At 39.1% G+C, this 6,463-nt stretch carries 7 protein-coding genes; 5 read left to right on the forward strand and 2 right to left on the reverse strand.

Translation table 11 applies throughout. The features are described 5' to 3' along the window. Positions 1-14: 14 nt before the first annotated feature. A complete protein-coding gene (gene argH, locus OGM63_RS04975; protein WP_263744398.1) occupies positions 15-1,403 on the forward strand; it encodes an argininosuccinate lyase in 1,389 nt (462 codons plus the stop codon). Positions 1,404-1,756: 353 nt separating this feature from the next. On the opposite strand, the gene OGM63_RS04980 is transcribed toward argH, so the two are convergent. Continuing rightward, positions 1,757-1,924 (reverse strand): Asl3888 family RNA-binding protein, encoded by a 168-nt coding sequence (locus tag OGM63_RS04980; RefSeq protein ID WP_507236766.1) that lies wholly within the window; start codon positions 1,922-1,924, stop codon positions 1,757-1,759. A gap of 618 nt (positions 1,925-2,542) precedes the next feature. Here OGM63_RS04980 and OGM63_RS04985 point away from each other — a divergent pair. From OGM63_RS04985 to OGM63_RS05000, 4 genes are all read left to right on the forward strand, one after another. Next, the gene (locus OGM63_RS04985) at positions 2,543-3,037 is read left to right on the forward strand and encodes an NUDIX hydrolase (protein ID WP_263744393.1); all 495 of its coding nucleotides are present in this window, start codon (positions 2,543-2,545) and stop codon (positions 3,035-3,037) included. A 78-nt stretch (positions 3,038-3,115) separates the two neighbouring features. After that, on the forward strand, positions 3,116-3,934 hold the full coding sequence (locus OGM63_RS04990) for an alpha/beta fold hydrolase (RefSeq protein ID WP_263744394.1): 819 nt from the start codon (positions 3,116-3,118) through the stop codon (positions 3,932-3,934). Positions 3,935-3,979: 45 nt separating this feature from the next. Then, positions 3,980-4,834, forward strand: a complete 855-nt coding sequence (locus OGM63_RS04995) for a DUF6671 family protein (RefSeq protein WP_263744395.1) — start codon at positions 3,980-3,982, stop codon at positions 4,832-4,834. A 273-nt stretch (positions 4,835-5,107) separates the two neighbouring features. Then, on the forward strand, positions 5,108-5,593 hold the full coding sequence (locus OGM63_RS05000; protein WP_263744396.1) for a phosphate-starvation-inducible PsiE family protein: 486 nt from the start codon (positions 5,108-5,110) through the stop codon (positions 5,591-5,593). Between the two features lie 198 nt (positions 5,594-5,791). Here the strand turns inward: OGM63_RS05000 and OGM63_RS05005 are convergent. Then, positions 5,792-6,463, reverse strand: a 672-nt coding sequence (locus OGM63_RS05005; RefSeq protein ID WP_263744397.1) for a pantothenate kinase, incomplete at its 5' end; no start/stop codon positions are given.

Genomic DNA, 6,463 nt, shown 5'->3' on the forward strand with positions numbered 1-6,463 from the left:
CCCCAGACATATATATGACTAAAGAACCAACTTGGAGTCAGCGATTTGAATCAGCGTTACATCCGGCGATCGCTCAGTTTAATGCCAGTATAACTTTTGACATTGAATTAATCGAATACGATATCACCGGCTCTCAAGCTCATGGGAAAATGCTGGCTCACACTGGCATCATTTCTCCAGAAGAAGGAAGTCTTCTGGTTTCAGGTTTAGAACAAATTCGCAAAGAATATCGCACAGGTAAATTTCACCCAGGTATTGACGCAGAAGATGTACATTTTGCCGTGGAAAAGCGATTGACGGAATTGGTGGGTGATGTCGGGAAAAAGCTGCATACAGCGCGATCGCGTAATGACCAAGTTGGTACTGACACCAGACTTTATCTACGCGACCAAATTCAACACATCCGCTCTTCACTGCGAGAATTTCAAAGTGTCTTATTAGATATAGCCGATAACCATATTGAAACCCTGATACCAGGTTATACCCACCTACAACGCGCCCAGCCTCTAAGTTTGGCTCATCACCTCTTAGCGTATTATCACATGGCACAGCGCGACTGGGAACGCTTGGAAGACGTTTCTCGCCGGGTGAATATTTCACCTTTAGGGTGTGGTGCTTTGGCTGGAACTACTTTCCCGATTGACCGCCATTATACCGCCGAACTATTGCAATTTGACGAAGTTTATGCTAATAGCTTGGATGGAGTGAGCGATCGCGATTTTGCGATTGAATTTCTTTGTGCTGCTAGTTTGATTATGGTTCACCTCAGCCGCCTTTCGGAAGAGGTAATTCTTTGGTCTTCGGAAGAATTCCGCTTTGTCACCCTGAAAGATAGCTGTGCTACGGGTTCCAGCATTATGCCCCAAAAGAAAAACCCCGATGTCCCAGAATTGGTGCGGGGGAAAACTGGGCGTGTATTTGGTCATCTGCAAGCAATGCTGGTAATGATGAAGGGACTACCTTTGGCATATAACAAAGACTTGCAAGAAGATAAAGAAGCTTTATTTGATAGTGTCAAAACAGTTAAAGCTTGTTTAGAAGCGATGACGATTTTGCTGCGGGAAGGTTTAGAATTTCGCACTCAGCGTTTAGCAGAAGCTGTAGCGGAGGACTTTTCCAATGCTACCGATGTAGCAGATTATCTGGCAGCGCGGGGTGTTCCTTTTCGGGAAGCTTACAATCTCGTGGGGAAAGTGGTGAAAACCAGTATTGCCGCAGGTAAACTTTTAAAAGATTTGAGTTTATCAGAATGGCAAGAATTGCATCCAGCGTTTGATGCAGATATTTATGAAGCGATCGCTCCCCGTCAAGTCGTCGCAGCCCGCAACAGCTACGGTGGTACAGGCTTTGAACAAGTAACCAAAGCCCTGAAAGCCGCTCGCACTCAAATAACTGTTGAATAAGGGACATCGACCGCTATGCTTATTATGCGTTGCCCGAAACCCTTGATTAGACGTAAGCTAGCTACGTCTCTACGTATGACTATGGAGATGTCTAATAAATAATAAATAAGGGCGTATAATTATACGCCCTTTCAAATGACGGAAACTGATGAGACTACATAACATCCTTAACTTTTGCAGAAAACACAATACAACTAAAAAGCTTACTTAAATTTACAAACTTTAACTAAGTTCGATAAGCTTTATGGCTATTTAGTAATCCTCCACCCCCTAGCGATCGGCTAAGGATAGGAGCATTTATGCAATCTAAGCTAAAAGAGACAAATCAAATGCCTGCTGTTGAGCAACATTCTTTATTCAGCAGCATCCATTGATGCTGCTCCTTCATCCTCTTCACTCTTTGGCGGTCTTTGTTGGAATCTTCTCTGCATTCTTCCTGTAGTGGTTCGTTTACGAAACTTCCGGGCATATGCCTGGTTCCGTAGCGCCTTTTCTTTTTTGGGGTTGCGGCGCTTGGCCATGTTCACCTCATTAATAAACAACAAACTAGCTGAAGCCACAAATAACTCAGGCAATATCAACGACCAATGTTATTGATATAGTCTTAGTCTAGTTCAGCACTCAATACACTTTAAACAGTGTTCTAGTGTACCGCATTTAAGTTTTTTATGTCAATCCAACTTGAGAATTATTTTTTGATTAATTAAATTCGTAACTTTATTGCTCAATTTTGATGTGGAATAGGCAGTTTTCAAGCAAAGTATTTAGATATAGAAACTATTTTATAAGAAAATTTCATATCGGAAAAAAATAAATTTTCAGTTAAAAATTTTAAAGTATTGAAAAAATTAACGTTATTTCAAGTATAGATTTAAGCAATTTAGATTTTTCAGCAAGTATTTATTGCCACTTTCAACAAGGTAATTTTAGCTAAAAGCTAAAAAATTATTAGCTCATAATGATTATGTATATACATAGTTTTGGTTTCAGCAAATGCTAAAATTGATCTGTTCTGCGGTAATCGTTAGAATAAAACCTTAAACCACGAGCATCCTCACATAACACAAAATTCAATATTTTCGTAGTTGAGCGGATGTTGGTCGTGGCGAGTTCTACAATACTACACAGAAATTGGAAGATTGAACGTTTTTGCTTTTTTTGCTGCAACTGTCCAGTCCACACGTAGCTTATGGCGCTTTGGACAAGCTGTACTGGGTATCCTTTTTCGTCATCCCATCACTGGCACGAGTATCATCCCCATTTTACCCGATGGTAGGATTGTGCTAATCCGGCGGCGTGACAATGGTCGCTGGGCATTGCCTGGAGGTATGGTGGACTGGGGAGAAGATATTCCCAATACAGTCCAGCGTGAACTGATGGAGGAAACTGGGCTTGATTTGGTGAAAATTCGGCGTTTGGTAGGAGTTTACTCTGCACCAGATCGCGATCCCAGAATTCATTCGATTTGTATTGTCGTTGAAGCAGAAGTTAAGGGAATTATGGAGATTCAAGATACCTTGGAAGCAATGGAAATCCAGGCTTTTGCTCTCAACTCTCTACCACCAGGACAAATGTCCCACGATCACACTCGGCAGTTGCAAGATTACTTGCAGGGCTTGACAACATTAGCGTAAAAGTATACAAGTCAATTGTTAGTAGTTAGTTGTTATTCTATTAACTACTAACTACTATTTACTAACTACTAAATTAAAATGAATAATTTATTTCGTAACTCTCGGAGAAAACTCTCTCAAGGGTTATTATTTTGGCGTGAAGTTGGTGAAGGAACTCCTATAATTTTCTTACATGGTGCTTGGAATGATAGCTGTGAATGGTTGTCGGTAATGGAATCGCTTTCAACTTCCCATTGTTTGTCACCAGATTTATTCGGTTTTGGTGAGTCAGATTATCCTAATGTTCATTACTCAATTGATTTACTTTTAGAATCTCTAGCTGAATTTATCCATGCTTTAAAGTTAGAAACAGTTTATTTAGTTGGACATTCTCTGGGAGGCTGGATTGCTGCTAGCTATGCTTTAAAATATTCACATAAAGTTAGTGGTTTAGTATTGTTAGCACCAGAGGGTGTGGAAATCGAAGGACAAGAAAAGCGTTTGCAGAAAATGCGACAATTAGTCAAGCGATCGCCTGTTATATTTAAATTATTGCGATTACTTCGTCCCATAACTAAAATTTTCGGCTGGGATCAAGAAATTGAACAAGATTGGCAGCTTTATCAAGTACTGGTGAAATATCCCACAGCTTGCAAAATATTATTTCAACGTCAGCAGCCAGAAATTAATGCCGAATTCTTACACGAGCGGTTATATACTTTAGAAATGCCAGTTTTGATTTTGCAAGGTGGAGAAGATACACCACGCTCTCTAGCCATGAGTAAAGTTTACAGTCAAATTCCTTCCTCGGAGTTAAAAATAATTGCTCGTGGAAAAAGTAACTTACCAGAATCTTGCGCTGGTATCGTTGCGGGATATATTCGAGATTTCATCAAAAGTCACGAATTAAGTTATTAGATTTAGGTATTTAATTCTGTAATATTTGCTTTCGTTGAATCAGCGATGAAAAATCAGCAATTGTTTAGTAATCGAGTAGCAATACTAGCTACTATGCATCAAAAAGAGATAGTCATTGCACCACTTCTAGAACAATTAGGAATTAAAGTTATAGTACCACCTGATTTAAATACTGATATTTTTGGTACATTCACCAGAGAAATTAAACGTGTTGGTACGCAGATTGAAGCTGCCAGATTAAAAGCCGAAAAAGCACTTGCTCTCACAGGTGAAACTTTAGCGATCGCTAGTGAAGGTACTTTTTGCCCTTATCCTAGTTTACCTTATATTTCTAGTAATAGAGAAATTGTTATTTTATTAGATAAAGAAAATGAGCTAGAAATTATTGGTGAGGAATTTTCTCTGGAAACTAACCATAATTTTCAGCTTATTCAAAATATTGAAGAAGCATATAAATTTGCAACTAAAGTTGGTTTTCCCGAACATGGTTTGATTGTTATTTCTGATTCACCCAAAGATAGCGGTGAGATATTCAAAGGTATTATTACAGATAAACAACTTGAAGAAGCTGTTTATTTTGCTTTAAAAAATTCACCAAATAAAAAGGTGCATATAGAAACAGATATGCGAGGGATGTATAACCCTACACGAATGAAAAACATAGAAAAAGCCACTCGTAATTTATTAAAAAAGATTAATAGCTTTTGCCCAAGTTGTGGTATCCCCGGTTTTGAAATAACTCAAAGAATTAAAGGATTACCCTGTGCAAGTTGTTATACACCTACTTTGCTAACTCGTGCTGTCAAATATCAATGCCAAAAATGCGGTTTTAGTCAAGAAGAATCATTCCCTGATGGCAAATATGCCGATCCTAGAGAGTGTATGTATTGTAATCCTTGATGCTTATCATTGTTAAATCCGATATTGAGTTGGAATTAAGCTAATTTATCTGAATTTCCCTCACAGTTAAGCTATCTCTATCTTTAATAAAAGAAACTTATATTTAAAAGGTCTTGTTATTTTTTAAGATTATCAATATAGTTTCTTCAAGAAGCAATAAATACCAAATATAGCAAGGTACACCACTTCCCGATAATAAGTAGTTAATAACTAACTATTGAATTTATTGCGGTTATAAAGCTGGAAATTACATTTTATAAAAGGAGAAACCTCATGTTAAATCGCAGTCAGCTTGTTCGGGGTCTTGAAACCATCCAAGATTTAATAGTGGTTTCTCTGTGTATTGGTTTATTCAGCTTCATGGTTATCCAATTGCGAGCAATGTTTTACTCGCTGCTACCTCCTTTAAACTTTAAAGTTTTCACTTCCGATATTTTATTTCTGTTGATTTTGGTCGAGTTATTTCGATTGCTGATTATTTACTTACAAGAACAACGAGTATCGATTGGTGTAGCTGTAGAAGTGTCGATTGTTTCGGTGTTGCGAGAAGTAATTGTGCGGGGAGTGCTAGAAGCAGAATGGAGCCACATTTTAGCAGCATGTGCTTTCTTGTTGGTGATGGGAGTACTGCTAGTAGTTCGAGTTTGGCTACCACCAACTTTCAGTGGCATTGACCCAGAAAGGTTATTATCTCAAAGAAGTCAGCTACTTTCAACTGATAAGCCATTGGAATTTCATGAAAATAATTCTCATTTCTAGACGCAGAAAGTTGCTTCTAAAAGTTGAAGTAAATCATCCGATATTGTAGAGACGTTCCGGTGGAACGTCTTTACTAGACGTAGGAGTGAAAGAGACGTTTCAGTGGAATGTTTTTACTAGACAAACGTCGTGAAAATGAACTATGGGTTGTGAACAACCCTTGTAGAGACGCGAAATTTCGCGTCTCTACATTGTTTTCTACGACGGTTGTCTACTAGCGTAGAAAAATAGCGATCGCATTCCCCAAAATATCAAATTCGGTTCCACAATCAAACGCGCTGCAATTTCTGGAAACTCTGATTTCATATAGTTTACCACTAAGGTGCTTGAGCCTCCTTTAATCGCAACATTACTTTCGGGAAAATCGCACCACCAAGCTTCAACAAAGTCTTTGATTCCAGCTAGTAACGTATAAATTATCCCACTTTGCATTGCCTCTTCTGTATTTAAAGCAAATCGTTGCGGTAGAGACTTCGTATTTCGCGTCTCTACAACTGGTAATTGTCCGGTATTTTGCCTAAGACTCGCAAACTGCAAACCTAATCCTGGTAAAATTGCCCCCCCGACTAAATTTTTGTCGCTATCAGCACCTGTAAAAGTCAGTGCTGTCCCCGCATCAATAACTAACATGGGAAAGCCAAAAGTGCTGACAGCAGCATATAAACTCAAGGCACGGTCAATTCCCAATGTGGGATACATACCCTTGAGCGGTACTTCTTCTAAAGTAATAATGCGGACATGAGGATAATTTTGCCAAATCTCCGTTTGACTAGGAACAACGGAGGAGAGGAGGAGGGGGGAGTCGGAGACAAGGGAGACAACGGGGACAAGGAGGAGAAGGGGGACAAGGAGGAGCAGGGGGACAAGGAG

The sequence above is a fragment of the Plectonema radiosum NIES-515 genome, from assembly GCF_025753815.1.
In the GTDB taxonomy this organism is placed as follows: Bacteria; Cyanobacteriota; Cyanobacteriia; order Cyanobacteriales; family Nostocaceae; genus Hassallia; species Hassallia radiosum_A.